Below are 25,855 nucleotides of genomic sequence, written 5' to 3'. Positions count from 1 at the left end.
AATATCTCCTATTCTTCGTTCATATCTGACCACAATTGGCGCAATCGACCTAATTCATCACGCAACTCCGCAGCTCGTTCAAATTCTAATTGTTTCGCCGCTGCTTTCATGAGGCGTGTGGTCTCTTCAATGGCATTGAACACCTCTTCTTTCGTTTCGTATTGCGATTTCGGTAAAAGTGGCTCAACCGCTTCTGCCACCACTTCTGTCGGTGCAGTACTATCATAGACCACAGGACTATCTGCTTTAGGCTTGCGTCCTTTTTTAGGTGCAGCAGCTTCGCCTTCTACTTTGGTCAATTCAATTAAGTCTTTCACTTCTTTGCGCACAGTACGAGGTGTGATGCCATGTTCTGTGTTGTACGACTCTTGCAAGGCACGACGGCGTTCAGTTTCATCTATAGCTCGTTGCATAGAACCCGTGATGCGGTCTGCATACATAATAACTTTCCCTTTTTCATTACGAGCTGCACGGCCTATAGTCTGAATCAAGGATGTATCACTGCGCAAGAAACCTTCCTTATCTGCATCTAGAATAGCCACTAAGGACACTTCTGGCATGTCTAAGCCTTCTCGTAACAAGTTAATCCCTACGAGAACGTCAAAGACACCAGCCCGTAAATCACGGATAATGTCGGCACGCTCAATGGTAGCAATATCGGAATGTAAATAGCGCACACGAATGCCCATCTCTTTCAGATAATTCGTTAAATCTTCTGCCATTTTTTTCGTCAACGTAGTGACCAACACCCGTTCATCCGACTTCGCCCGCTCTTTAATTTCCCCTAGTAAATCATCCATTTGCCCTTTGATAGGGCGAATCTCAATGATAGGATCTAATAATCCAGTAGGTCGGATAATTTGCTCTGCTACATTAGTTTGTACTTCCATTTCATAAGGACCTGGCGTAGCAGATACGTAAACAATTTGGTTAATGCGCTCCACAAACTCTTCAAATTTTAAAGGCCGATTATCTGCCGCCGACGGTAAGCGGAATCCGTAATCGATCAAATTATGTTTCCGTGCTTGGTCACCATTGTACATAGCACGAATTTGTGGCAATGTAACATGAGATTCATCAATGATGATCAAGAAATCATCTGTGAAGTAGTCGATGAGGGTCATCGGCGCTTCCCCTGGTTGACGGTTAGACAACAGGCGTGAGTAATTTTCAATCCCCGAGCAATAGCCCATTTCCTGCATCATTTCAATGTCATATCGTGTTCGTTGTTCCAATCGTTGTGCTTCTAATAGACGACCGTTTTCATTAAAGTATGCCAAACGCTCAGCCAACTCTGTTTCAATACGACCGATAGCAAGGTCTAACTTTTCTTTCGTCGTTACATAGTGAGAGGCTGGATAGATGGCCACGTGTTTCCGTTCTACAATCACATCCCCTGTAAGCACATCAATTTCCACTAAGCGATCGATTTCATCGCCGAACATTTCTACCCGAATGGCTCTTTCACTAGTGCCGGCAGGGAAAATCTCTAGCGTATCCCCTTGCACTCGGAAGGTACCACGCACAAAGTTCATATCGTTTCGAGTGTATTGGATAGACACCAATTTGCGAAGAATGTCATCACGGCTATATTCCTGACCTTGTCGCAGAGATACACAGAGGGTACTATAATCCTCTGGGTCCCCTAAGCCATAAATACAGCTAACAGAGGCGACGATAATAACATCTTTCCGTTCAAATAAGTTCATTGTCGCCGAGTGGCGCAACTTATCAATTTCTTCATTGATGGATGCATCTTTTTCAATATATGTATCGGTAGAGGCAATGTACGCCTCTGGTTGGTAATAATCGTAATAGGACACGAAGTATTCCACTGCGTTCTTAGGAAAAAAGCTCTTGAACTCGCTAGCCAATTGGGCCGCCAATGTTTTATTGTGGGCGATAATCAAGGTCGGCTTTTGCACAGCCTCGATGAACTTTGCCATAGTATATGTTTTTCCCGTGCCCGTAGCACCTAATAATACCTGTGCCCATTCCCCTCGTTCAATGCCTTCCGCCAAGGACTCGATAGCCTTTGGTTGGTCTCCCATGGGGGAGTACGGCGCCTCTACTTGAAAGGGTATGCCTTCTTCAGGAAAATGATGCAATCCGCTCATAGTCCCTCCTTATATCTTCTATATCTGTTAACGTGAAAGTTCACTGTCAATTCTATATCTAGTAACTTCTATATTATACCATGAATGTCCATATTATTGTACTGTATGTTCGATACAAATACTATATATACCAATCACCTATGCTCATTAGAAAGCATCCGTTTTGATTTTCTACTATCTGTTAGATTGTTTATATAATCATAAGTATTCTTACTATAATTTTCTGAACTTTAACTAATACGTATATCGAGTATACAAAAAGAAAAGCTGAATCTAAGATCCAACTTTTCTCTCACTGTCTACTATAGTATTGTAATAGTATGTATATCCGAGCCCTACAGTACCTTTACTACAGACTAAGCCCTATTAGCATTGCCCTATCAATAGGCGCTAGATATCTATCCCTTGCCACGTATACGTCGCAATTCTTCTTCTGTAATTGGCGTATCTCCTTGTAAGGTTTGTGTAGCTGTGTCATCCCCCTCTAGCATTTCGATGGAGATCGCAATCCCATGATCCGATAAAAGATGCCTTTCATCACCATGGTCATGTTCTAAGGATAGTTTCATATTCTCAGCGATACGATGGACAAAGCTCCATTGCTCATCCGTATAACTTTCAATACGGCTAGCAATTTCCTTCCAATTACTCAAAAGCAATCGTGTGAGGGGACGATATAAATCACCACCTACAAATTCCATAATATCTACGGCGCATTCAAGGCTGTCCCCATCAATACCATAGCCATTCATTTCATTTTGGTCCACAACGTATTCATATAATTGTTTTCTAGTCATGGCCATTATTCTCCCTTGTCAAAAAGGGCATTAGCAAATTCTTTCGCATTGAAAGGACGCAAATCATCTATTTGCTCACCTACGCCAATCCAACGCACAGGAACACCTAATTCTTCTTTAATAGAGATAACTACACCACCTTTAGCAGTACCATCTAATTTGGTCACTACAATTCCTGTCACAGGTACTGCTTCACCAAATAATTTTGCTTGGCTCACTGCATTTTGACCTGTAGTGCCATCTAAGACTAATAAGGTTTGATGCGGAGCACCTGGAATTTGTTTGTCTGCTACACGACCAATTTTTTTCAACTCTTCCATAAGGTTTACTTTTGTGTGCAAACGACCTGCTGTATCTACGATGACTAAGTCTGCTTCTTTAGCAATGGCTGATGCACAGGCATCAAACACAACTGCTGCTGGATCAGCACCTTCCTTATGTTTGACAATTGATACACCTACACGATCTGCCCAAATGGATAATTGTTCAGATGCAGCGGCACGGAATGTATCCCCTGCTGCAATAATCACTTTTTTGCCTTGTTCCGCATAGTAATGGGCTAACTTAGCAATAGTCGTCGTTTTACCAACACCATTGACACCTACAACCAAGATCACTTCTGGTTTATGGAGCTCCAACACTTCTTCTTGAGCGCCTAACATTTCTGTAATGCGTTCTTCCATGAAAGGCATGACTTCTCCAGTATTATTGATAATCCCTTCTGTGACGCCACGACGAATTTCTTTCATTAAATACGTCGTAGTTTTAGGACCTAAGTCGCCCGTCAACATGGTAGCTTCTAAATCATCGAGAAAATCATCATCGATTTCAGCATAACCGATAACGATAGTTTCCACTTTTTTTACAAAATTATTTTTTGTCTTTTCTAAACCCGATTTCACACGGTCAAAAAAACTAAATGCCATAATCGCTATCCTCCTTCACTTCATCAAAGGCCACGGTTAACAACCGGGATACCCCTCGTTCCACCATAGTCACCCCTTGTAAGACATGGGCTGATTCCATAGTCCGTTTCCGATGGGTCACCACAATAAATTGTGTGGCATCCCCTAAATTATGCAAATATTGGCTAAATCGTTCCACATTAGCATCATCTAAAGCGGCATCTACTTCGTCAAGTACACAGAATGGAGCTGGTCGATAATCTAGCAAAGCAAACAATAATGCAATGACTGTCAACGCTCGTTCCCCACCAGATAACAAGCTTAATTGCTGACGTTTCTTTCCTGGCGGTTGGATATAAAAGTCAATTCCACTTTCTAAAATTGATTCTGGATTGGATGCTACAATCTGCGCTGTACCGCCTCCAAACAATTGAGAGAATACATGTTGGAACTTCTCACGAATCTCTGTAAGAACTCCTTGCAATTGCTCAGACATAGCCCCATCAATTTCAGCGATAACACCTTCAAGTTGCTCTTTAGCTATCACCAAATCCTCTTTTTGCGCATGATAGAATGCTAGCTTTTCTTCCGCTTCTTCATATTCTGCAATGGCATTAGGATTGATCGCCCCTAGGCTTTCAATCTGTCTTGCCAAGTTCACCTGTTGTTGTTTCCACTCATTTACAGAGCCACCTAAGTGTATATTCTGTGCCTCTTGTTTAGTATACCCTAAAGCGCCTAATTGTTCCAATGCTTGTTCGCCTTGTAATTGATATTTTGTTAAGCCCTCTTGTAAGTCTACTAGTTTCTTCTGCACAATTCGTTGTCGCTGTTCTTTTTGATTTCGTTCTTCTTGTAATTGGTTTAATTGCAACTCCCAAGTGCGTACTTTGTCTTGGCCACCTTTACGAGATTCTCCAATGGTGATGACTCGTTTTTCTATAGCTTGTTTTTCTGATTCTAATGTTAAAACAGGTCCACCACCTAAGCGTATGACATCTTCACGTAATTGGCTAATTCGATGATCTAAGTTTTCAATCTCTACTGTCTTATCTTTCATATATTGTTCAATTTGAGCTACTTCTTTTTTACTTTGCTCTAACAACAATCGAGATTGTTCCCAGCGTAAGCGTATTCCTTGTAACGTTTCACTTCGGTCACGCTCTTGTTCTTGTAAAGTTTGCTCTTGAGACACTAAGGTTGTGACTTGCTCTTGATGCCCTTCACGGTTTTCCAACTGTGAAAGCTCACCTGCCAGCTTTTTAATTGTCTCCCCTAATGTAGTTTGTTTTTCTTTAGTCTTTTGTAGTTCCTCATCATAGGTCTGCGCCATTCCACTTAAGTTAGCTTGCTCACCTTGGGATCGTTGTTTCTCTTGCTGTAAGCTACGTAACTGCAATTCTTCTTGTTCATAGGTTTGGCGTAAATCCTTACCAGACTGTGTCAAAGTTTCAATTTCTTTGTCTAATTCTTGTAAAGACTGTGTTAATTCCTGTGCTTTGTCACGTAATGTACGAATATCTTGTTGTAATGTGTCTTGCTCTTCTTTACGAGATAAGATAGATACTTTTTTACGTTTTGTGGCACCGCCCGTTAAGGCACCACCTGGTTGCAATTGCTCTCCTGTTAAGGTAACAATCCGCAATTGTTGATGATATTCCTTTTGCAATGCTAATCCGTGATCTAATGTGTCTACAATCAATGTGCGCCCTAAGAGCTGGTTAAATATACCTGTATATTGTGTGTCAAATTGAATACAGTCTACACCGAGCCCCAATACATAAGGAGATTGTAACGCTTTATGATCAAGTCGTTTTCCCTTTACCATATCCATTGGTAAGAACGTAACACGGCCACCTTGTGTGCGTTTTAAGTATTGTACTGCTTCAGAGGCAATCTTTGCAGTATCCGTTATCACCTGATGGATAGCTCCACCTAAGGCTGTTTCAATGGCTACTAAGAATTTCTCTTCCACAGTGAATACATCCCCGATAGCTCCACGAATATGAGAAGACCACGTTTCTTTTGCTTGTAATACATGTTTTGTACCATCCAAATAGCCTTCGTGTAGTTCTTCCCAACTATGTAATAGTTCTAATCGGCCTTCTTTAGATTGCAGTGTTCTTTGTATGTCTACTAATTTCTGATTGTTTTGTCGACGTCTATCCTCTAAGTGTTGTAAAGATTGACGGGTTCTTTGCAATCCTTCTTGCGCTTCATTGACAACCTGTTGCTGTGCCTCTAACTGTGCTCTTGCCTGTGTCATAGACTGCTCTAAATCTTGTAAAGTAGCTTGTAAGCGTTGCGCATCATCTTTCTTTTGTGTCTCTAATTCTTCTGCTCTTGCTAGTTGATGACGAGCTTCTTCCAACTCTCGCACCACACTGATATGACGCTCATGAGCCTGTTGCTCAGCAACGCGCATACTATCTAAATTAGCCTTCACTTGACTAAGAGCATCTCGGGTACTTTGTAGATGAGATTCAGCTTGTTTCACCTCTTCTCCAATGGATGTGAGAGTGCTTTCCTGGTCTTTCAAGGATTCTACATCTCGGTCGTATTGTTGCTCTTTCTCCTTAATTTCTTCTTTCCAAGCTACTAACTGTTCTTCCCCATCTTTTAACTCTGCCACCATATTGGCTTCTTTTAGGCGGGCTACTTCAATTTGCCCTGTGAGCTCTCCTAGTTTGCCTTGCAGGGTAGCATATTCATCTTCCATACTTTGTTGAGTTTCACGAAATGCTTGCAATTCATTTTGTGTAGCCTTATAGGACTCTTGGATCGTATCTAAAGTAGATTCTAATTCTTCTTGCTCACGAAGATAGGATAAGTTTTCATTCTCTTGTCGAGTAAATAGACGATCTGCCGTTTTATACTCATGAAACGCAATGGCCCCATCATAGCTGCGTTTCTCTTGTGATAATGCATTGTACTCACGTGTTACATTAGCTTTTGCTTCTAATTCTACTAATTGATCTCCAAGAGTACTCATTACATCATCTAATCGTTCCATATTACGATCTGTACTATTGATGCGTCGAATAGCATCTTCTTTATTCATTTTAAAGCGAGAAATACCTGCCACATCTTCAAAAATTAAGCGCCGTTCTTCTGGTTTACTATTCAAGATAGCATCGATACGATTTTGTCCGATGATGGCCATAGAATCTTTGCCTAAGCCCGTATCAGCTAATAATAGATGAATATCTTTCAACCGGCAATTTCTCTTATTGATTTGGAACTCACTTTCACCATTTCGATACATACGGCGTGTGATAACTACTTCAGCCAATTCTTTACCCAAAGTGCCATCAGTATTATCAAAGATTAAGTTTACCTCTGCCGTATTGTGCGGGCGACGAGCTTCTGTGCCAGAAAAAATAATATCTTCTGCTTTTTGTCCACGTAAATGGCGCACATTTGATTCCCCTAAAACCCAACGAATCGCATCAGTAATATTACTTTTACCACTACCATTAGGGCCTACAATCCCAGTCATGCCTGGAGAAAAAGACACTACAGTTTTATCAGCAAAGGACTTAAATCCTTTCATTTCTAATCGCAATAATTGCATGACTGCTTCCTTTCTATCTATAAATAAGTACATTCTAAAATTATACAATGTCTATAGTTTTCGTTTTATACTTATACCTATGTTCCACACCTTATCATATACTATCTATACAAAACATGAGTCAATCCAGTGTTATATAACCGTAGGAGTCCCATTAAAGACCCAAGCTATATAATACATCATCTATCGTGACATGCACGATTCCAGTATGGTTATCTTCCGCTTTTTGTTTCCAAGCCCATTCTATCTGCTCATATTCCTGCCCAAAGTACTCTATATTTCTATTCTTCAATCCACGCACTTTTGATGTGAAAGGCCTTGGATATTCTACGATAACCTTATGAATCACACCAAACACTTCTAGGTGATCTTCTACTGTTTGCTGGATCTGCTGGCGCCATTCATAGTTCACCACTAATTCTCCAAACGCAGGTGCATAGGGTCCTCCTACAATGCCACGACCAGCATCAAAATCTTCTGTACTTTGTAATCCTACACGTATAATCTGTGTGCCTTTACGTTCTAAATAAGATTTTAAAAAAGCACTATATGCTATCGCTTGTTCTATGGTTAATGGTACATAACTACCTTGACGCACACGATCAGCTAGTTCTGTATCTTCAATAACAATCACAGGGTAAATACGACACAAATGCGCCTGTAATTGTCCTGCTTTCACCGCCGTATTTACTAAAGTCGTCCACGTCTCTCCTGGTAATCCAGGAAGTAACTGTATGCCTAGTGTCATACCTTGTTCTCGAATCATTTTACAAGCCTGTTCAACATCCTCTACCGTATGTCCTCGTTTAGCCTCCACTAGCATGGACTCCTCTAATGTTTGTACCCCTAATTCAATGGTCCGTACACCACTCTCGTAAAGCTCTGTCAGTCGTTCTACTGTTATGGCATCTGGTCTCGTAGATAATCGTATTCCTTGGATGATTCCCTGCTGAAATGCTTCTTTAGCAGGTTCCAATAATGTATCTTGCACTTCTTGCGGGATAGCCGTAAAGCTACCGCCAAAGTATGCCACTTCCCATTGTCCTTTGTGACCTTGCTCAGATATTGCCTCACGAATGGACCTACGGATAGTATCCACCGATACCATTTCTTGTTGACCCGATATACGTGGCTGATTACAAAATACACAAATATAAGGACACCCAATATGAGGAATAAAAAATGGAAGTAGTCTAGTTTTCTCTTGTTTTACTTTCCTCATAGAATCCCCCTTAACTATAGATATTTCGTGTATGTAACCCTCATCAAAGAAAAAGGGAGTGGTTCCCCACCCCTCAATCCTTACTGTTGTATGAGCTTTTCATAAGCCTCTTTAGCAGCCGCTTGAGCTGCTATTTTTTTATTTCGCCCAGAACCTACTCCTGATGGCACTCCATCAATCACTACTTCCATAGTAAAGAACTTATTATGATCTGGTCCTTCTTCATTAATGACATGATACCGTATCACAGATTCTCCTTTTTGTTGTACCAACTCTTGGAGCAATGTTTTAAAGTCTTTTCCTACTTTTCCTGAAAGTGCCATTTGGAGATATCCATGCAAATGACTCAAAACGAACTGTCTTCCCACTTCGTAACCACACTCTAAATAGATAGCTCCTAAGACAGCCTCAAAGGTATCTGCTAAAATAGAGTTTCGATCAGCTCCACCGCAGTGACGTTCTCCTCTACCTAGTCGTAAGTAGGTACCTAATTCCAACATACGACTACATTCAGCTAAAGAACCTTCACATACAGTACAAGCTTTTAAGCGAGTCAGTTCACCCTCAGTCATTTCTGGATATGTAATAAATAAATATTCACCTATAATAAGATCTAGTACAGCATCCCCTAAAAACTCCAAACGTTCATTATGGTGTTCATGGGATAACTTATGTTCATTCGCATAGGAAGAATGTGTTAAGGCACGATTTAAAGTACCTATATTTTGTAATGGCAAATGTAAATTCGCAACAAGCTCGTGAAGTGATTCTTCACGAGCTTTGCTACTTACTTTGCTACTTTTAGGAGCATTCACAATTACGCCTCATAACGACGAACAACGATAGTACCGTTGTGTCCACCAAAACCAAAGGAGTTGGAAAGAGCTACATCAACTTTCATATCACGAGCTCCGTCAGATACATAATCTAAATCCAATTCTGGATCTGGATTATCAAGGTTAATTGTTGGATGTACTTTGCCAGTTTCTATAGCCATAGCCATAACAATCGCCTCAATAGCACCCGCAGCACCCAATAAATGACCTGTCATAGATTTTGTGGAGTTAACAGCTAATTTACTAGCATGGTCTCCAAATAATTGTTTAATTGCCAATGTTTCATTTGCATCATTAATGGATGTAGATGTACCATGAGCGTTGATATAATCAACTTCTTCAGGTTTAATACCTGCATCGTTCAATGCTAATTCCATACATTTACGAGCTTGTGTGCCACCTGGTGCTGGAGAAGAAATATGGTATGCATCGCCATTTGTACCATATCCAACTACTTCTGCGTAGATATGAGCACCACGTGCTTTCGCATGTTCTAATTCTTCTAATACAACGATACCAGAACCTTCACCCATTACAAATCCATCGCGATCAGCTGCAAATGGACGAGATGCTTTTGTAGGCTCATCATTGCGTGTAGACATAGCTTTCATAGATGCAAAGCCAGCTACTGCTGCTGGGGAAACTGCCGCTTCTGTGCCACCAGCGAACATAACGTCTGCTTGACCATGTGCAATCATGCGGAATGCTTCACCAATTGCATTAGTACCAGATGTACAAGCTGTCACCACAGTTTCTACTGGTCCTTTTAATCCCAATTGGATAGATACACGACCAGATACCATGTTGGCAATCATCATAGGCACTGCAAATGGACTTACACGACCTGGGCCTTTTTCAAATAAAGTCACATATACATCGTGGATAGAATCAATACCGCCAATACCAGTACCAACTACTGTTCCGCAACGATCTGCGTCTTCTTTATCTAAATCTAAATCAGCATCTTTTTGAGCAAGCACAGCCGCTGCAATAGCAAATGCTGCAGAGCGATCCATACGGCGCGCTTCTTTTTTGTCGATTCCAAATTGTGTTGGATCGAAATCTTTAATTTCCCCTGCAATACGAGTCGCATAATCACTTGCATCAAATCGAGTAATTGGACCGATACCGGATTCGCCACGTAGTAATGCATTGTAAAAGTCATCTTTACCGATTCCCACTGGTGTCACAGCACCTAAACCAGTAATAACAACACGTCTTTCCATTATTCCACCTCTTTATAATCTCATTTAATCAATGGCTGCTGCCTCTGAAACTAGGCGAGCAAAAATCTCATTCACAGGTAATATGGAATCTACTTTTCGCATATTATTACCTGAGAACACTAATCCCGTTTCAACATCCCCTTGTTGAGCACGTGAAAGGGCTTTAATAATACAGAATTTGTGAGAACAATGCTTTAAGCATCGATGACACTCTGTAGGTGGCGGTACTGTACCGTCTAACACTGTTTCTGCAAACTTATTACGCAATGCTTGTCCTGGAAGTCCCACTGGACTTTGAATCAAGACAATATCTTCTGGAGCATCTGCACGAACGTACATTTTTTTCAATTCATCAGAAGCATTACACTCCACACTAGCAGCAAAACGGCTTCCCATTTGTACACCACTAGCACCGAGTTTAATCATCTCCACAATATCTGCTCCATCAAGAACCCCACCAGCACCGATGACTGGAATGTTTTTTACAGCTGCTACTACTTCTGGCACTAGCTCACGAGAGGAGCGGTCTGTACCTAAGTGACCACCTGCTTCACAACCTTCCACGATGACTGCGGAGGCTCCTAATCCTTCAGAAATACGAGCTAATTTAGGAGTGGATACGATAGGTACGATAGGCGTACCAGATTCACGTCCTAAGGCAAACATATCTCTGGAAAATCCAGCGCCAGCTACAACAAGGTCAATGCCTTCTTCAATGGCCGTTTTTACAAGGCCTAAAAATTCTGTAGCGGCTACCATTGCATTTATACCGATAATGCCCGTAGGCGATAATTTTCTTGCTAATTGTATTTCGTATCGTAATTCATCAAAAGGCATGCCAGATGCTGCAATCAGGCCGATACCACCTTCATTTGCAACTGCTGCAGCCAACCGAGCTGTAGACAATCGGATTGCCATTCCACCTTGAATTACCGGTACTTTGGCTACCAATTTCCCTATTCTAAGTTCAGGGAGTTTCACTATTATTCCTCCTATGTGCACATCCACTAAGGGGGCTAGGCCCCCTTTCGTGGTGCATAAGTGCTAAGACTTATTTTGTAGAATCGATGTAATCAACTGTATCTTTTACAGTTTTGATTTTTTCAGCAACATCATCAGGGATTTCGATATTGAATTCCTCTTCAAATGCCATGATCAATTCAACGATGTCAAGAGAGTCAGCGCCCAAATCATCGATGAAAGTGGAATCGATAGCCACTTCAGATTCGTCAACGCCCAATTGTTCAACAACAATAGCTTTTACTTTGTCAAATGTGCTCATTACGTACACCTCCTTTCACGTAGTCTATCTATAGAATCTTGCGTTTACATCACCATTCCGCCGTCTACATTGAGAACTTGGCCAGTAATATAACTTGCAAAGTCAGACGCTAAAAACGTTACTACACTAGCAATTTCTTCCGGTTGACCCATACGACCAAACGGAACTGTCGCTGCAATACCTTCTTTAATTTTTTCAGGTAATACATCTGTCATTGCTGTTTCAATAAATCCTGGTGCTACTGCATTCACAGTAATACCACGAGCTGCTAATTCTTTTGCACAAGTTTTAGTAAAGCCAATTACCCCTGCTTTGGCAGCGGCATAATTGGCCTGTCCTACATTACCAGTGACACCAGATACAGATGTCATATTGATAATGCGACCAGCGCGTTGTTTTACCATCAATTTAGCAACTGCTTTAGTTACTAAGTACACACCTTTTAAGTTAATGTTTAATACATCATCCCAATCAGAATCTTTCATACGAATCAATAATCCATCACGAGTGATACCTGCATTATTAACAAGGATATCAATATGACCGAATGCAGCAACTGCTTCATCTACCATAGCTTGTACATCGTCTGCATTGCCAACATCCGCTTTAATTTTAATCGCTTTACGACCTAATGCTTCAATGGCTTCTACAGTTTCTTGTGCAACTGCTTCATTACCAATAAAGTTTACTACTATATCTGCTCCCGCTTTTGCTAAATCGATAGCAGTGGCTTGACCGATACCACGGGACGCACCAGTAACTAACGCTACTTTACCTGTTAAATTCATTTTATTCTCCTTGTAAGAATGCAATCGCTGCTGCTAAGGATGTTTCATCTTCAACATTGGCTAATTCCATTGCTTTGTTAATTTTTTTAGTGAAACCTGTTAATACTTTTCCAGGACCTACTTCTACAAATCGAGTAGCCCCAAAGTCTACCATAGTAGCCACGCAATCTTCCCAAAGTACTGGTGCTGCTGCTTGTTTTACTAAGGCTACTTTAATAGTAGCTCCATCTTTTAAGATTTCCCCAGTAATATTCGCTACAACTGGAATTTGAGCGTCTTTCACTTCGATTTTGTCTAATTCTTCTTGCAAACGTTTTGCTGCTGGTTCCATCAAGCGACTGTGGAAAGGAGCACTTACTGGTAACATAACGGCACGTTTAGCACCAGCTTCTTTCATTTTTTCAGCTGCTACTTCTACAGCTTTAGTAGCACCTGCAATCACGATTTGTCCTGGGCAGTTAAAATTAACTGCTTGTACAGATCCTACCGTATCGTTCACTTCTGCACAAATGCGAACTACTTCTTCACGTGGCAATGCTAAGATAGCCGCCATAGCACCTTCGCCTAATGGCACTGCTTCTTGCATATATTCACCACGCTTATGTACAACATACACAGCATCTTTAAAATCAAGAACCCCTGCTGCTACGAGAGCACTATATTCACCAAGGCTATGACCACCTACGATATCAGGTGTAAAGCCTTTTTCTTTTAACACTTCATAACACGCCACACTAGCTGTTAAAATAGCAGGTTGTGTGTTTGCTGTTTTTACTAATTCTGTATCTGGACCTTCAAAACATAATTGTGAAATGGAATATCCCAATGCTTCATCGGCTTGTGCAAAACGTTCTCTTACGATAGGATACGCTTCGTACAAATCTTTTAACATACCTACTTTTTGAGACCCTTGACCTGGGAATACAAATGCTGTTTTCATAAGCTTTCCTCCTGCTTATCGGATAACAGATTTCAAGTTCAACATAACTTCTTCTGCTTCACGAACAATATCTTGAATGATTGTTGCGCAAGGTTTTACGTCTGTTAACATACCTGCAATTTGTCCAATCATAACGGAACCGTTTTTAGTTTCCCCTTCAATAGCAGCTTTTCTAAGTGTACCAGCACCTAGATTTTCAAGAGCTTCTTTTGGTGCTCCACTGAACTCAAGGGATTGATATTTACGAGCCAATAAGTTCTCAATAATACGAACTGGGTGACCTGTTGTCAAACCAGTCATTACTGTGGAACGATCTTTTGCTTTTAATACTGCATCTTTATAATTTTCATGAGCAATACATTCTTCAGATACAACGAAACGAGAACCCATTTGGATAGCGCTAGCGCCCAATGCTAAGGCTGCTGCCATACCGCGACCATCAGCAATACCACCAGCTGCAATTACAGGTACGTCCACTGCATCTACGATTTGAGGGATTAAACACATAGTAGTAATATCCCCTACGTGGCCGCCAGACTCAGTACCTTCTGCAATGACTGCATCAATACCGCCACGAAGTAAGCGTTTTGCTAGTAGCACAGATGCCACTACTGGAATAACTTTTGTACCGATTTCTTTGAAAGCTGGCACCCATGTAGATGGATTACCTGCCCCCGTTGTGATTACTGGAACACGTTCTTCTAAAGCAACTTCCATAACTTCGTTCACAAATGGAGACATCAACATAATGTTACAACCATATGGTTTACTTGTACGTTCTTTTAATTTATGAATTTCAGCACGGAATACGTCTGGAGGCATATGTCCTGCACCGATAATTCCTAAACCGCCTGCCTCAGATACTGCAGCTGCTAATTCAGCTGTACCTAACCAAGCCATACCACCTTGAAGAACAGGATACTCTATCCCTAATAAATCACAAATATCAGTCTTAATCATCTTTTCCTCCTTAGCACCATTTCATTACTAGACTTGCCCAAGTTAATCCTGCACCAAATCCAGCAACGGCAAGATTATCTCCTTTGTGTAATTTTCCTGCACGCACTGCTTCATCTAAAGCAATCGCAATGGATGCTGCTGATGTGTTTCCATACTTAGGTAAATTAATAAATACTTTATCTTCTGTCAGATGTAAACGATCTGCTGCAGATTTGATAATGCGAGTATTCGCTTGATGTGGAATGAAGAAGTCTAATTCTTCCAGTTCCATATTTGCCATTTCTAGAGCTTTCAATACAGTTTTACCCATAGTTTTTACAGCAAATTTATATACTTCTTGTCCATTCATATGAATGAAAGTTAACCCCTCTTCACGGCGTTCCGTAGTCGGTGGCAATGCAGTACCTCCAGATGGAATACATAAATGCATTCCACCACTTCCGTCAGCACCCATATCCATACCGAGCATACCATACCCTTCTTCTACTGTAGACACTACAGCAGCTCCAGCGCCATCGCCGAAAAGAACACATGTATTTCGATCTTCCCAGTTTACTACTCGAGATAATACTTCAACGCCTACTACAAGGACATTTTTAAATAATCCTGCATTAATATAGGAACTAGCCGTAATCAAAGAGTATACATATCCTGAGCAAGCTGCCGATAAATCAAAGGCTGCCGCTTTTGTAGCTCCTAGATTCGCTTGTACTAAACATGCCGTAGATGGAATTGCCATATCGCCTGTTAAGGTGGCAACAATGATGCAATCGATATCTTCTGCTGTTAACTTAGCTGCTTCTAAGGCTTTTTTTGCCGCTTCTGTAGCCATATCTGAAGCATTTACACCTTCTGGTGCTATTCTACGTTCTTTAATGCCTGTTCGTTCTTGAATCCAAGCATCGCTAGTATCCACCATTTTTTCTAAGTCTGCATTTGTAAGAACTTTTTCTGGCACATAGCTACCGGTACCAATAATTCCGACTGGCTTATTCAGCATTGTCATATGTTAGGGTCCCTTCTTCTTGAATACTTGAGGAAATATGTTCAATCAATTTCCGATCTACCAAATCTCCAGCAATTTTAATAGCTGTCATAATTTCCTTAGACTTTGAGCTACCATGGCAAATGATAAATACACCATTGACGCCTAATAGAGGCGCTCCGCCATTTTCTGTATGATCTAGTCGTTTTTTTATTTTCTTAAACACAGGAACAATCAATAAGGCTCCCAGTTTAGAGATAATACTACTTTGTTTGATGCCCTCTTTTAAAATATCTTGTACCACAGTTACAAGACCTTCCGCAAACTTGAGCACCACATTACCTACAAATCCATCACAAACTACTACGTCTACTGTTCCTTTGGGAATATCACGACCTTCTACATTTCCTTTGAAAGGAATTGTTTTTAGTTGTTGCAATAAAGGATAGGTTTCCAACACAACTTCATTACCTTTAGTCGATTCTTCTCCAATATTCAACAAACCTACCGTTGGGTTAGGTTTACCAAGCAACAATTGTGCATAGTTATATCCCATGATAGCGCCTTGCACTAAATGTTTCGGTTTACTATTTGCATTCGCACCAGAATCGAGCATAATGGTCACTCCATTCGCTGTTGGTAGTGGTGTTGCAATACAAGGACGTTCAATCCCTTTAATTCTTCCCAATCCTAACAAAGCTGATGCCACAGCTGCCCCAGTGCTACCTGGTGCAATGACCGCATCACATACCTTATCACGAACTAAACGTGTAGCCACTGCAATAGACGCATCTTTTTTCTTGCGTAACGCAATACTTGGATGCTCATGCATTTCAATGACTTCGCTGGCATGATGAATGGAAATTCGTGGATTATCCAGTTCACCTTCTGCTTCTAATATTTCTTTTATTTTGTTTTCATCACCGACAAGCACGATATCCATCGTATCGTATTCGTGCACAGCGGCAATAGAGCCTAAGACTATTTCGAGGGGAGCAAAATCGCCACCCATAGCATCTACTGCAATCTTCATAATTCACCTTTATTCTACCACAGATTCCATAATGAATTTAGCGCGAAACACTTCTTTTATGTTATCTTTGATTGTTACTTTTATAAAGAATTTTTCTCCTCGTTGTCGCACTAACTCTGCTTTCGCCGCCAAATTGACATCACTCTTAACGAGACTTTTATATTTAATGTTACCAACTCCAGCGATTACCGTAGGTACACCTACAATGGCTCTCGCTAATGAGTTCGCTTGCGCATATAAATATTGTGCCTCCACGTAACCAGAGCGATCCAGCATGTCTTTTGTAGTGCGAAGAACACTGATGCCGTATTGTCCTACTGCTAAATCAATGACATCTCCTACCACATCTGCCCGATCAATATGCTGTCGATCATCAGAATGCTCTTGTGCCATTGCCTTAATCCGTTCACGTAATTCAGGAATGCCTAGAGCCAAACGATCCAATCGTATGGTAGGAACACTGACACCAAAATATGTGGCCAATTCCTCATCTGTCGTGAAGGGACTTATATTCAGTTTTTCGCGCAATAACTGTTGTCGTTCTTCCTTCTTTATACGACTCATATAACCACCTTTTATGACCAAGTAATAATACTTCCATACAATTATACTCTAAAATGATAATAGCATGCAAGCTTTTCTTTATTACTATGCAAAATATGCATAGCTATTTGAGAATGGTCAACATTCCTTCCTTGCTTCTTACATGGATTGGTGCGCTTCCATCCATTGTAGCAGGTCTACGGTCTACTACTTTAATATACCCTTTTAATACATCCACTACGATAGGATATACATCTTCTTGGTATATGATACCTGCCGTTTCTGGAGTATCCCCACCAATAAGATTTTGAATGTGGCTTCCTGTGAAAGCATATCCTTTCCCTGTAGCCAACAGCAGTTCTTCATGACCAGTACGATGTCGCTTAGCTCCCATCCATTGATGATGCCAAGTGGCATTATTTTTTAATACCAAGGAAATCCCTGATTGGTGCGGATTATCGCCACTTTCAGCAAATTCATTTAATGCCGCCCCAGTCCACACGGAGTCCTTCGTCCCTAAATTCATCACAATATACGAACCATGACGTCCAGGATTAGGATTCAATCCATAGTTTTTATTAAGCACCCCAAGATTACCCGTCACTTGTACTGTCGGATACTGATCAACCTGCCCCACAGAAGAAATCGTTGTGCCTGTATAGGTATCAGCCAACCGACTAGTGCCAATACCAATACTACCTTCTTCGACAATAGCAGCATACACATCTGCCTGCTCAAATGGCACAGTTTCAATTTTCACAGGACCATCCAACGTAATATAACTATCTTTATTAGCCTGCACGCCATTGCCAATAGCATGAATCACCGTTGGACCATGAACCACAATTTTCGTATCGTACTTAGGATCATCAATCTGTTTTCGTCCAAAGCCTGCATAAATGCCGCTCATGTAATAATGTGCCAGCTCATCCGCTTGGTCATAGGGTTTAGCATTCTTCATATCAATTTGCAATCCCTTGTAGACTGTCACATTTGTACCATCTAACGCATAGATACCGGTTACATTATGATGCTTCTGCTGCACCGTATCGTACCCTACACCGTTCACCTTAATGTGTACCCCCTCTGGATAATTGAGCACTTCATGGTATTTGCGCATTGCCACCGCTCGCCCTGCTGTATTTACCTCAATGTGCTCTGGTTGCGTCACCACCTGTTGAAAGTCTACCTCTGCTGTTGCCCCACGTACAACCGGTACAGCACTCAAGCATGCTATAACAAGACCTGCCAATACATTCCGTTTATAATTCATACATACTCCCCTTACGAATCACTTGGACCTCTACTATGAATATTTTTATATCGCCTTTAGTATACCATTGGTATAGGTCATTGCCTATGGTAGTACTATTCCAATTGGTTATACAACATCTAGTAGGTAACAAAATGAGACGCCCCTCGTCGGAACGTCTCATATTATTAATATTATAGTTGTATTAGAATTTGAATTTCATGCCTACATTATACGTACGGCCACCTGTTGCTTCTCTCGCATAGTATTCACGATTGAAGATATTTTGTACTCCGAATTGCAATGTTGCTTCTTTGGATACTTTGTAATTTACGGACGCATTAGTCAAGAAGTACGCATCTTCTGACTCCGGCTCACCACCGGCAGTATCTTTGCTGTTGCGGGAGCTTACGTATTGCATATCCCAAATCGCATTCCACTTGCCACTATTGTATTCAAAACCACCATGGAATAGATGTTTTGGAATATCAAAGTTTTGTTTTTTTCCATCACTTTGATCTGTATTGACCAAAGCTTTGCTTTCTATATATCCCATTTGCCATGTATAGTTGCCAAAGACAGACCATTTGTTAGACAATTTGTGACGAAGTTCTAGTTCTACACCACGACGTGTTTCTGATCCTACATTAATATATTTTTTGTAATCCTCAGTACCATCTGTCTTTTTAAATGTAACATATTGAATTTTATCCTTTGTATTCACATAAAAGGCGGCTACGTTTAATTTTGTGCTTTCATTCCAAGATTTTTTCAAACCAAGTTCAAAGGTATCAGAATGTTCTGGATTTAACTCTGGATTTGCATGAATAGGAGTTTTAGATGTTTTTCCGTAACGGTACACTTGGTACAAGGTTGGCGGTGCAAAAGAATGACCATAGGATGCATAGACGTTAGTGGAATCGTCAAGGTATCGTTCTACAGACAACTTAGGACTCACTTCAATATAAGAACCATCGTTGTGGTGTACTACATCATAGGATTTCGTTTCCTTTTTATACTCCCCATGGGATCCATCGTACTTTTTAAAATGGTCTAAGCGAAGACCTGCATAAACGGCCCAATCATCATTAGGACGATACGTATCTTGTACAAAGGCTGCCACCGTACGAGATGCCCCTGCATTCGTTTCACTCACGCCGTTAGGGAATACATTAGTATCTTTAGATCTTTTATCACGCCAATGTTGTAAAGAAATCTTTTCTTGATCAAACCGTTCTTGTTTCCAATTCAATCCCCCTACAATTTGATGTTTTCCTTGAGCCTTCCATGCCTTTTGTACATCTAGATTGTATGCTTTTCCAGGATAGAAGGAGTGAGAACCTGGTCCTTCATAATCACCAGTTGTAGCTTTTTCTGGCACAGAATAGCCATCTTTCTTTTTATCTAAGTAGCCCAAAGAAATATGCAATTTATTCGCTTCATTTTTATATTGCAAGCTATGGCTTTGATACTCACGCTCTGCATCATACCCTAAGAATCCATCGCCTTTCACTTCTACGTACTTTGTATCATCGATTTTGATATTTCCAGTGAAAGTGGGGTTTCTATTCACTATTACTAAACTTGTTGGATTATGATAAGAATATTTGTGATTTGCATAGGTGTAGCGATAAGTTAATGTTTGTTTATCACCCAAATCTAACGTGATATAAGAAGATAGATTTCTATTATGCAAAGATTTATCCCCACGATTCCCTAACACATATTTACCACTTTTCAATTGTTCCAACGGCATATCTGGTGTAATCGCTTTTACCTTACTAGTAATTGCTTTGCTCTTGTCTGTCACAAAAAATCCTGGGAACCCATTTGTGCGACGCTCTTCTGCAGATACACCAATCGCTACCGTATCAGACACTCGAGCATCAAATCCAAGTTCATTATTCCATGTACCATAGGTACCACCATTCACCTTACCGTGCCAACGAATATCCTTGCGATCAGCTTTCGGAGCTACTTGCTTCGTTGTGATGCTAATAACACCTGCAACACCCTTGCCACCATACAAGGAGGAACTAGCACCTCTCACTAATTCAATGCGTTCAATGGAATGAACGGGAATCACTTCCCAGTCCACCTTATTATCGTAAGAATTATTCATCGGCACGCCATCAACGAGTACCGATATATTTTTAGAATTGAATCCACGGATTTGTATTTCACCTGCCGAAGCTTGACTTTTATACACCCCTGGTAATAATTGTATCGCATCTGCAACCGTATCCACTTTTCGATTTTCAATATCCTTCGCTGTCACCACAGAAATAGAACTAGGCGTTTTTGAAATATCTTGTAAGGTTCTCGTTGCCGTTACCGTTACATCTGGTAATATCACCGTTTCTTCTATCGCTTGCGCATCATGAGCATACCCTGTATAACTGCCCAACGCTACCGTAACCATAGATAATAATAGTAACCGCGTTGCATTTCGTTTCACTTGTTTCATTCGTACTTCCCTTCTTACTATAAAACAAACATTAGGTTTCCTATTAGTATAGCATTCATTTTCAATATTGCAAATCATTTTGTGAAAATATCTTCATATATAACAAAAAAGCGGCCGAAGCCGCTTTTTGTAATACGTAAGATTATTTACGTAAGCCTAATTTTTCTAAGATCGCACGGTAGCGTTCGATGTCTTTACGACGAAGGTAGTCAAGCATATTACGGCGTTGACCAACTAATTTTAAAAGACCACGACGGGAATGATGGTCTTTTTTGTGTTCTTTTAAATGCTCAGTTAAGTATACAATGCGGTTAGTTAAAATCGCGATTTGTACTTCTGGGGATCCAGTGTCACCTTCGTGAACAGCGAATTCTTTAATAATAGCTGCTTTAGCTTCTGTAGTTAACATGTTTCATGTCCTCCTAAAAATTACAATTCCATAGGCCAAAGTAATGGGCGGAGACTCAATTACCTCGCCTAGGTTAATACATCGGTATCTATGATACTATACTTTGTGGTAAAAGTAAAGTACTTACCCTAACATCATGCGGTCACTGAGGGTATTTTCGCTGGCTACTTCAAAGCGCTCTAATAAATCTTGTACCGTTAAGCTAGCTTTTTCTTCTCCTCGTACATCATAAATAACTTTACCATTATCCATCATGATCAAGCGATTACCAAATCGTAAAGCATCACGCATATTATGGGTAATCATCAGAGTAGTCAAATGATGTTCTTTGACTAGTTCATCAGTGAGTTGTAATACTTTTTCTGCCGTTTTAGGATCTAAGGCTGCCGTATGTTCATCTAGCAACAGCACTTCTGGTTTCAACATAGTGGCCATCAACAAAGTAATGGATTGGCGTTGACCACCACTTAATAATCCCATACTGGAGGACAACCGATTTTCTAAGCCCAAATCTAAACGTGCCAACTGTTGTTTAAATAATTCTCTTTCATTTTCTTTGAACGCCCAAGACAATCCCATTTGTTTTCCACGGCGCAAAGCAAGGAGCATATTCTCCTCGATTTGCATATTCCCAGCTGTGCCTAACATAGGATCTTGGAATACACGACCGATGTATTTGGCTCGTTTGTATTCTGCCATATGCGTCACATCTACATCATTAATATGCAATGTACCTTCATCCACGGAGAATACACCTGCAATGGAGTTCAACAACGTACTTTTACCGGCACCATTACCACCGATAACAGTCACGAAGTCGCCATCTTCTAAGCGTAAATCAATGCCACGAAGAGCAATTTTTTCATTCACAGTGCCTTTATGGAAGGCTTTCACAATACCTTTTAATTCTAACATATGTGCACCCTCCTCTTAACTACGACGAAATTTACCTTGCCACGTTGGTAAAGATAAGGCAAGAGCTACTAATATAGCGGTAAATAATTTCAAATCATTTGGAGGCATACCTAGGTATAGCACAGCAGCAATAACAATACGGTAAATAATAGAACCGAATACAACTGCCACGAGGCTCAACACGAAGGAAGAGTTACCAAATAGTTTGCGCACTACCGAAGAAGAAGCAAATAGTACTTCCCCGATAATAACAGATGCTAAACCGATAACGATGGTGCCTACACCCATACCGATATCTGCAAAGCCTTGAGATTGGGCAATTAAAGCACCTGACACAGCTACAAATCCATTGGACAATAATAAACCAAGAACGATCATAGTGTCTGTGTTCACCCCTTGGGCACGAATCATTTGTGGATTTACACCTGTGGCACGGATGGATGTTCCTAGTTCAGTACCGAAGAACCAGAATAAGAATAATCCCACTACTACCGTTACCACTACACCAATGATCGTCAATGCCACCGCATTAGAAACACCCATACTATGAATAGCAGAGTACACTGTATCCATACGTAATAAAGAGATGTTTGCTTTCCCCATAATATGCAAGTTCACAGAATACAAGGCAATCATCGTTAAGATCCCCGCTAGCAATGCAGGGATTTTTAATTTTGTATGTATCCATCCCGTCACAGCACCGGCAACCATACCGCCAATACCTGCTATCACCACTGTCAGCCAAGGATTCACACCCATGGTAATCAATACCGCTGAATTAGCAGCGCCCATAGGGAAACTACCTTCCACTGTTAAATCAGCTACGTCTAAAATTCTGAAAGTAATAAATACACCCAATGCCAACAATGCCCATAATAGGCCTTGTGCAATGGTACTAATAATTAAGTTTGTCATAGATCCTCCTACTCGGGGTTACCCCCACTACTATACTACTGTTGTCGCAATGACTCTGGAATCTGAATATGCAAGCGATCTGCTTCATCTTGATTGAATACAAATTTAATAGGCTCTTGCATCTCGATTGGCATACTATCCGGCGTACTTTCACCGCGAAGTACACGAGCCGCCATATGTCCAGTTTGAACCCCTAATCTATAAAAGTCTACAGAATAGGCTGCTAATCCACCTGTTTTTAACCATGTCTCATCAGAGGGAAACACTGGTAAGTTAGCGCTACTAAAAATAGTGACGATGTTCGCATAGGATGAAGCTATGATATTATCTGTTGGAAAGTACACTGCATCAATACCCATAATAGCTAGTTGATTCGCTGCTTGCGGTACATCATTCACATTGGATACGGTAATTTCCACTAATTCCATACCGTATTTCTGCGCTTCTTTTCTAAAACTCTCTGCTTGTAATTGTGAATTCACTTCACTAGATGAATAGATGGTGCCGATTTTTTTCGCATTCGGCAATAATTGATGTACTAGTTCGACCCGTTTTTCCATAGGTACCATGTCCGTGGTGCCCGACACATTACCACCTGGATGTTCATCACTATCCACAAGTCGTGCTGTAGTAAAGCTCGTCACCGCAGTGCCTAATACAGGAATGTCCTTCGTCGCATTCGCCATAGCCTGTACTGCTGGGGTCGCAATGGCCACCACTAAATCGGAATTACGTGCCACAAATCGTTGGGCAATGGTATTTAGATTAGATTGATCTCCCTGCGCATTTTGGTGATCAAGAATCACATTGTCTACAAATCCCTCTTCACGTAATCCATCTACGAAACCTTTGTTTGCTGCATCTAATGCGGGATGCTCCGCTAATTGCAAGATACCTACTCGGTACATCTTGCCTCCTCCTGGTGCTTCTAGTGAAGATTCATGCCATACCGAGAACCCCACCAGACAGACCACCAACAGGGCCAGTCCTTTTTTCCACATAAAAATCTCCTTTCTACTATACTACATTGGTAGCCTCGCGCTACCTCCTACAGTCTTTCTATGGGAAAGATATAGAGATTATACCACATGTGAAAGTAATAGAAAATATATAATTTGAAATTTCTATAGAATCCAATATTTTTATGTAAAATATATTTAAGGCCCGGAAAATTAATGCCCATGTTTATAATAATGAACATCGAAACATACTTGTCAAGATAGACAAAACGACTAGATCCTTACAACCTAGTCGTTTATCTATATTACACTATTAATTTGTCTTACAAGATACTTACACCGCGACACTAAACATATCAACTAGTGTATGTACAAGCATATACTATTATTTTCGCACAATACCGATATGCACCATACCCACAACGAAACCGATAATGGATGGCACAATCCAGCCCATGCCGATAGAGGCAAATGGAAGCATTCCGTAATATGGTAATGCCCATTGGACAAATCCAGATTGATTGATAAATGCTGGCGCCGTTGCCATAGCATCGCCTAGTGCCGCCCATAAAGCAAAAGCTGTTGTCCAAGCATATACCGCTTGTCTTCCTTTGAAGATTGGTGCTGCAAAAGATAACAAAATGATCGTAATGGACAATGGGTACAAGAACATCAATACAGGGATGGCGAGTTCGATAATTTTTGTTAATCCCACATTAGCAATTAAGAAACCCACTGCTGTTGTTAAGTATGCATAGCCACGATAGCCCAATGTATTCGGGAACATTTCATCAAATGTTTCACCACAAGCACCGATTAAGCCTACGCATGTTTTTAAGCATGCTAAGGTAACGATAATCGCCAATAACACTGCCCCTATGTTGCCGAAATAGAACGCATTCATTTGCGCCATGGTGATACCACCATTTTTCGCAAGGCCTAATGTGGTTACACTAGTAGCACCACTGTAGGCTAAGAAACCGTAGATAACAGCCATAATGGAGCACGCAATAAGTCCAGCTTTCACAAGCCCCATAGCAATATCCTTAGGTTCTGTCACTCCTACTCCTTGTAGAGCACGGATGACAATAATACCAAATGCTAAGGATGCCAATACATCTAACGTGTTGTAACCTTCAGTGAAACCTTTAAAGAACGGATGAGTCGCATATTCCCCTTGTGGCGCCACTGATGTGTAATCGCCCATTGGCATAACCATTACAGTGATCAATAAAATACTTAGAAATACTAAGAATAATGGTGTTAATACCTTGCCGATGTAGGTCATCAACTTGCCTGGGTTCAAAGAGAACAAAATAGCAATGATAAAGAACACTGCAGAGAATACACCTAATGCAAGATCTGGATTGACACCACCAAGAAATGGTTCAAATCCAATAGTATAGGATACTGTGCTCGTTCTTGGGATGGCAAATGCAGGACCAATGGTAATGTACAATAATAAGGTAAAGATTTTTCCGTACATTGGATGTACGCGACTCACTAAATCTTGTAAGCCATTACTACGAGACACGCCCATAGCAACAATACCCAAGAATGGTAGCCCGATAGCTGTTACTAAAAAACCTATAATAGCTGGCCATAAGGCTTGACCTGCTTCTTGCCCCAAGTGAACTGGGAAAATTAAGTTACCTGCCCCAAAGAACATGCCGAACAGCATAGTTCCAATAAAGGCTACGGAACCCCAAGATAATGTTTGCTTCATTGTT

At 40.8% G+C, this 25,855-nt stretch carries 22 protein-coding genes; all 22 read right to left on the bottom strand.

Annotated elements, in window-relative coordinates:
• Positions 1 to 8 precede the first annotated feature (8 nt).
• Complete coding sequence (gene uvrB, locus EO118_RS06295) at positions 9 to 2,117, bottom strand: excinuclease ABC subunit UvrB (protein WP_127069145.1); 2,109 nt, start codon at positions 2,115 to 2,117, stop codon at positions 9 to 11.
• Positions 2,118 to 2,515: 398 nt separating this feature from the next.
• Positions 2,516 to 2,914 carry a hypothetical protein gene (locus EO118_RS06290; protein ID WP_127069144.1) on the bottom strand — a complete coding sequence of 133 codons (399 nt, stop codon included), beginning with the start codon at positions 2,912 to 2,914 and terminating at the stop codon, positions 2,516 to 2,518.
• 5 nt (positions 2,915 to 2,919) lie between these two features.
• The gene (gene ftsY / locus EO118_RS06285) at positions 2,920 to 3,840 is read right to left on the bottom strand and encodes a signal recognition particle-docking protein FtsY (protein ID WP_127069143.1); all 921 of its coding nucleotides are present in this window, start codon (positions 3,838 to 3,840) and stop codon (positions 2,920 to 2,922) included.
• Positions 3,830 to 7,393, bottom strand: a complete 3,564-nt coding sequence (gene smc / locus EO118_RS06280) for a chromosome segregation protein SMC (RefSeq protein ID WP_164723848.1) — start codon at positions 7,391 to 7,393, stop codon at positions 3,830 to 3,832. Before smc ends, ftsY begins: the two co-directional genes overlap by 11 nt.
• Before the next feature lie 154 nt (positions 7,394 to 7,547).
• Positions 7,548 to 8,615, bottom strand: a complete 1,068-nt coding sequence (locus EO118_RS06275; protein ID WP_127069141.1) for an elongator complex protein 3 — start codon at positions 8,613 to 8,615, stop codon at positions 7,548 to 7,550.
• Positions 8,616 to 8,695: 80 nt separating this feature from the next.
• On the bottom strand, positions 8,696 to 9,433 hold the full coding sequence (rnc, locus tag EO118_RS06270) for a ribonuclease III (RefSeq protein ID WP_370447236.1): 738 nt from the start codon (positions 9,431 to 9,433) through the stop codon (positions 8,696 to 8,698).
• Entirely contained in the window at positions 9,433 to 10,677 is a 1,245-nt protein-coding gene (gene fabF / locus EO118_RS06265) for a beta-ketoacyl-ACP synthase II (RefSeq protein ID WP_127069139.1), read from the bottom strand. Before fabF ends, rnc begins: the two co-directional genes overlap by 1 nt.
• 24 nt (positions 10,678 to 10,701) lie before the next feature.
• Positions 10,702 to 11,658, bottom strand: coding sequence for a nitronate monooxygenase family protein (locus EO118_RS06260; RefSeq protein ID WP_127069138.1), 957 nt, complete (start codon positions 11,656 to 11,658; stop codon positions 10,702 to 10,704).
• A gap of 70 nt (positions 11,659 to 11,728) precedes the next feature.
• Entirely contained in the window at positions 11,729 to 11,959 is a 231-nt protein-coding gene (locus EO118_RS06255) for an acyl carrier protein (protein WP_009353552.1), read from the bottom strand.
• Positions 11,960 to 12,003: 44 nt separating this feature from the next.
• The gene (gene fabG, locus EO118_RS06250) at positions 12,004 to 12,747 is read right to left on the bottom strand and encodes a 3-oxoacyl-[acyl-carrier-protein] reductase (protein WP_127069137.1); all 744 of its coding nucleotides are present in this window, start codon (positions 12,745 to 12,747) and stop codon (positions 12,004 to 12,006) included.
• 1 nt (position 12,748) lies between these two features.
• Positions 12,749 to 13,687: an ACP S-malonyltransferase gene (fabD, locus tag EO118_RS06245; RefSeq protein ID WP_127069136.1), complete on the bottom strand. Its 939-nt coding sequence runs from the start codon at positions 13,685 to 13,687 to the stop codon at positions 12,749 to 12,751.
• 15 nt (positions 13,688 to 13,702) lie between these two features.
• Positions 13,703 to 14,647, bottom strand: a complete 945-nt coding sequence (gene fabK, locus EO118_RS06240) for an enoyl-[acyl-carrier-protein] reductase FabK (RefSeq protein WP_062401833.1) — start codon at positions 14,645 to 14,647, stop codon at positions 13,703 to 13,705.
• Between the two features lie 10 nt (positions 14,648 to 14,657).
• Positions 14,658 to 15,653: a beta-ketoacyl-ACP synthase III gene (locus EO118_RS06235; protein ID WP_127069135.1), complete on the bottom strand. Its 996-nt coding sequence runs from the start codon at positions 15,651 to 15,653 to the stop codon at positions 14,658 to 14,660.
• Positions 15,637 to 16,665, bottom strand: a complete 1,029-nt coding sequence (plsX, locus tag EO118_RS06230; protein WP_127069134.1) for a phosphate acyltransferase PlsX — start codon at positions 16,663 to 16,665, stop codon at positions 15,637 to 15,639. The genes EO118_RS06235 and plsX overlap by 17 nt, the downstream gene beginning before the upstream one ends.
• 9 nt (positions 16,666 to 16,674) lie before the next feature.
• On the bottom strand, positions 16,675 to 17,229 hold the full coding sequence (fapR, locus tag EO118_RS06225; RefSeq protein ID WP_126940875.1) for a transcription factor FapR: 555 nt from the start codon (positions 17,227 to 17,229) through the stop codon (positions 16,675 to 16,677).
• 103 nt (positions 17,230 to 17,332) lie between these two features.
• Entirely contained in the window at positions 17,333 to 18,481 is a 1,149-nt protein-coding gene (locus EO118_RS06220) for a hypothetical protein (protein WP_127069133.1), read from the bottom strand.
• A gap of 184 nt (positions 18,482 to 18,665) precedes the next feature.
• Entirely contained in the window at positions 18,666 to 20,927 is a 2,262-nt protein-coding gene (locus tag EO118_RS06215; protein WP_127069132.1) for a TonB-dependent receptor, read from the bottom strand.
• Between the two features lie 142 nt (positions 20,928 to 21,069).
• A complete protein-coding gene (gene rpsO / locus EO118_RS06210; protein ID WP_009353572.1) occupies positions 21,070 to 21,336 on the bottom strand; it encodes a 30S ribosomal protein S15 in 267 nt (88 codons plus the stop codon).
• 123 nt (positions 21,337 to 21,459) lie between these two features.
• A complete protein-coding gene (locus tag EO118_RS06205) occupies positions 21,460 to 22,251 on the bottom strand; it encodes an ABC transporter ATP-binding protein (RefSeq protein ID WP_126940878.1) in 792 nt (263 codons plus the stop codon).
• Between the two features lie 15 nt (positions 22,252 to 22,266).
• Complete coding sequence (locus EO118_RS06200; RefSeq protein WP_127069131.1) at positions 22,267 to 23,166, bottom strand: ABC transporter permease; 900 nt, start codon at positions 23,164 to 23,166, stop codon at positions 22,267 to 22,269.
• 35 nt (positions 23,167 to 23,201) lie between these two features.
• On the bottom strand, positions 23,202 to 24,167 hold the full coding sequence (locus tag EO118_RS06195; protein WP_127069130.1) for an ABC transporter substrate-binding protein: 966 nt from the start codon (positions 24,165 to 24,167) through the stop codon (positions 23,202 to 23,204).
• A 343-nt stretch (positions 24,168 to 24,510) separates the two neighbouring features.
• Positions 24,511 to 25,851 (bottom strand): branched-chain amino acid transport system II carrier protein, encoded by a 1,341-nt coding sequence (brnQ, locus tag EO118_RS06190; protein ID WP_127069129.1) that lies wholly within the window; start codon positions 25,849 to 25,851, stop codon positions 24,511 to 24,513.
• Positions 25,852 to 25,855 lie beyond the last annotated feature (4 nt).

Origin of the sequence: Veillonella sp. 3891 (assembly GCF_003992315.1) — a bacterium.
GTDB lineage: Bacteria > Bacillota > Negativicutes > Veillonellales > Veillonellaceae > F0422.
This window is presented reverse-complemented; position numbering and strand designations above follow the sequence as displayed.